This window comes from Neorhodopirellula pilleata (assembly GCF_007859915.1).
In the GTDB taxonomy this organism is placed as follows: Bacteria; Planctomycetota; Planctomycetia; order Pirellulales; family Pirellulaceae; genus Rhodopirellula; species Rhodopirellula pilleata.
On record NZ_SJPM01000061.1, the window covers coordinates 1 to 2823 of the forward strand.

At 53.7% G+C, this 2823-nt stretch carries 1 protein-coding gene; it reads left to right on the forward strand.

What is annotated here, in order from left to right; genetic code table 11:
- Window positions 1-1734 precede the first annotated feature (1734 nt).
- Complete coding sequence (locus tag Pla100_RS30175; protein ID WP_146583106.1) at window positions 1735-2667, forward strand: TIR domain-containing protein; 933 nt, start codon at window positions 1735-1737, stop codon at window positions 2665-2667.
- Window positions 2668-2823: the final 156 nt, after the last annotated feature.

The following is a 2823-nucleotide window of genomic DNA, read 5'->3' on the forward strand; positions in this document are numbered from 1 at the left end:
CGAACGCATCAATACGAGTTCGCGATAACAACCCATCCGCCGAAGCCACAGCCATGCCAAAGCTCAACAGTGTCGTCAAAAAGAGATCGAGCAACGCTAGTGTTCCCTTAAGCGATGACAAAGCCCCGCAATTGCCCAACCAGCCCAGGTCCACAAAGCACTTTCACAGCCTTGTGGTTTCTGGCTAGCGCCAAAGGCCTCCGCGGGGTATATTCGCAGGATAAAGCCCGGTGTATGAGTATATACCGGTTCAAGCCTGTATAATTATGTTGTTCGTCGGTGCTGCAACGCCCGGCCCCGACTCGAATCCAGGACTGAATCAACGCTCATTGAACACTGGTTCGTCAACGTGCGATACACTGGCATGCGGCCAAACTCGTTCGAACTGTCGCCGTTGGGACACGACGAACTATCCGATACACGGCAGCGGCCAAGACGACTTTTTACAACTTCCAACTTTTCACCGGCCGCTCCGTGATCGGTGGTGTTCGCACACCTTTCATGGCACCCGTTTGGTTTTGAACGCTATCACGGCCAGCGACAAACAAACTGCCGCAGCGTTTTCCGTTCGGGGTTCGCACCTGATGTTCGACAACGTGCGTCCGAATCAAACGTATTGCGATTGCTGCACAACATCGATTGCACTGCAATATGCAGAATCACTTGATCGGTTTCGCCGCCGCGTTTGTCGCGCTGGTCAAATTGCGAAATGCGTTTGCCGCAATCCGTTGGGATGCTATACTCCGTACCTCGTAAGAGCTTGGTGCAAGATCGCGTCAAAACCCGTGCGAACCATGCGATGATACGGAGCCGGGCTTGCGTGATTTGCGAAATGGAAAACTGTTCCTCCCGGCCCGCATATCGCTACCGTTCTGCATTAAAATCCATGACAAGCCTGCGGCCAAAGAACGACGTTGAAAACCTATGCGTCGATGAAGTGGTGCGTAGAGCAACGGCAGAATTCGGATTCGTACAAATCGATAATGACCGAGGTGCACGCTACGCAGCTGAAGCTCTCGCACGCCGCTTAGACCTGCCTCACGAAGCGAAGGATCAGGCGATGATACCGCTCATGGGTGCGGTTGAGATGATTGTTGGAAATGACCGACAGTCGGATAAGCATTTCCTGAAATGCGTCGTAATCCCGAACGGTCCAATCCATGTACTGTATCTCTACAATTCTCACGAGACACAAACCCGTGCATTGTTGGAGCGACTCGCGAATGTGCTAGGGTACTCAATGTCGTCCGAATAAATGCAGAACAATCCGATGGACCGAAGCGGTGGATCGGCTGCTTCCTGATGGAAACTTTACTTGCCACCGCTCGGTCATCGGTGGCGTTCCCCGTCTGTGGTTGGATGCTTGATTCAGGCCGCGGATAGCCAGCGACTGTCTCCGCTCAGGTGATCGGTGTGCGGCCTCCAGGCTGGGATGGGAATCGTTGCCAACGAAACGAACGCCAAAACGTCGCGTCAGGCTGTTTGGCGACTGCAAATCCGTGCTCGAGTTCAGACTGCTGATTTCCAACGCCTGCCTCGGTGCTGCTATAATCCGACGCCTGAAGTGAACGCCGCCAAAATGGTGCGCGGCCTCCATGCTGAAGCGGCGAACCATACGGTGCACCGGAGTAGGTGTGCTCTCCGCTCCGGCGGTTGGCTTCGCCATTTTACCGCCTCCACTACGATCACCCCTACCCGGTGACCGTTACCGTTCGCCTTTTAAATGAGACCTCTATGACAGAACGACGCCCATCAGTTTTCATTGGTTCGTCCGCCGAGGGTGTTGAAATTGCCGAGGCCATTCAACTTAACTTAGACCGCGTTTGCGAAGTCGTGATTTGGAGTCAGGGTCTCTTTGGTCTGAGTACCGGGACACTAGAAACGCTTGTCGAGCGTTTGACCGATTTTGACTTTGCCGTTCTTGTTTTGACACCAGATGATCTAACTGAATCACGAGGTGTCGAAAAACAGTCGGCCCGTGACAATGTCCTAATTGAGCTGGGGCTTTTCATCGGTGGATTGGGGCGCGAACGGACTTTTGCTGTCTTCGATCGTGGCGCCAACCTCAAGGTTCCTTCTGACCTTGCGGGGGTAACACTGGCTGAGTACCAGCGGCATTCATCGGGTAATCTACAATCCTCCCTTGGCGCTGCATCAACTTTGATCAAGGGGCGTGTTCAAGAACTTGGAGTGCGCCAAAGAGGGACAATCAATACGAATGTCGATCAGAATACGCACTTCCAGGTTATCAATGACTTGCTGGATCCCGCGGCAAGGCAATTCATAATCCTGATGTTCGAAACGTCGATTACCCTAACTCGCGAAAACATTTTTGGCTCGGGAATTCGCTATCTCTATGGGTCACCCCGCCAAGCTGGTGATGGTTTTTTCTCGGTTGACAAGCTGTGTCAGCAACTACCTGACGCTGGATTGTTACAATGTGATCTTCGGAATCGCGTGGGCTTAACTGATCGCGGACGGGACTTCGCACAATGGATGCTGGAACGTGGCCACAAGGCGGACTATTTCAAATGTGACCTTGGCAACTGGGGAAATGTGCCTGCCGGATACCGGCCCTTTTTTGATCAACCACGTCACGGCGACACAAACGCAGGCGAACAAAGCGGTGAACCGGAGCCGCCGATCACGCCGGATTTGAAATCATAATCTTTTCGCGGCGGCCCGGTTACCGCCGCCGTTGAACTTAATCGATCGTGATCGGAGTGCGTAATCGTGACGACGTAGGTGCGTTGCGTTTGAGCGCCGGCGGCGAGCCGCCATCGCGTTGCTCATGGCAACCCAGATAGGGCATCGGAACGCCAG